This window comes from Ruegeria sp. AP12 (assembly GCF_056540025.1).
Genome location: NZ_JBQFVZ010000194.1, coordinates 1 through 732, shown reverse-complemented (window position 1 = coordinate 732; position 732 = coordinate 1). Strand labels below are relative to the sequence as shown.

Genomic DNA, 732 nt, shown 5'->3' with positions numbered 1-732 from the left:
GCCACAGGCCACGGCCAATTGCAGTTGATCGCCGAGATCACCACAATTCCGGCCTGTGTATAGCTGCGCAGAAACCCGCATTCGCCAGCACTGAAACGTTGCAATAATGGTTGAACGGGGTTGTATGAGTTGTCAAGCGGCTTGAAGCAGCGCGCGCCAAGTCACTTGCGCATGGACAGGCCGTTATGGAACAGATGCACTTTTTCCGGCCGTGCTGTGACCGAAACCTGCTGCCCGCGAAGGTTCCGTTGAATACCGGGCAGTTTGGCGATGACCTGATCCGCGCCGTTGGATTTGGCAAAATAGAGCAGAGTCACTTCACCCAACGCTTCGGTGAAATCAACCTCGCCGCTCAGGATCGGGTCGCTATCCGTCAAAGTGAAATCTTCGGGCCGGACGCCGATGTTTACCTGCTTGCCTTCATCCTCGGGCCCGGTCGGGATCGCGGAAATCGCCATGCCTCCGCCCTCCAAGGCTATCGTCGTCATCTGCCCAGTGCCAGTGATCGTTCCGGGTAACAGGTTCATCGAAGGCGAGCCGATGAACTGGGCAACGAACTCATTGTCCGGGGTTTCATACAGCTCAAGCGGGGTGCCAACCTGGGCGATGCCTTTGTTGGCCAGCACAACGATGCGGCTGGCCAAGGTCATCGCTTCGACCTGGTCATGGGTCACATAGATCATGGTGCTGTCGGGCATCGCCTCTTTGAGGCGCGCAATCTCAATCCGCGTG

General features: G+C 57.7%; 1 protein-coding gene. It reads right to left on the bottom strand.

Annotation, left to right across the window (positions count from 1 at the left end):
• Nucleotides 1-161: 161 nt before the first annotated feature.
• Nucleotides 162-732 (bottom strand): TOBE domain-containing protein (locus tag ACR0E6_RS22205; RefSeq protein WP_480587444.1); only part of this gene is annotated, 571 nt, incomplete at its 5' end.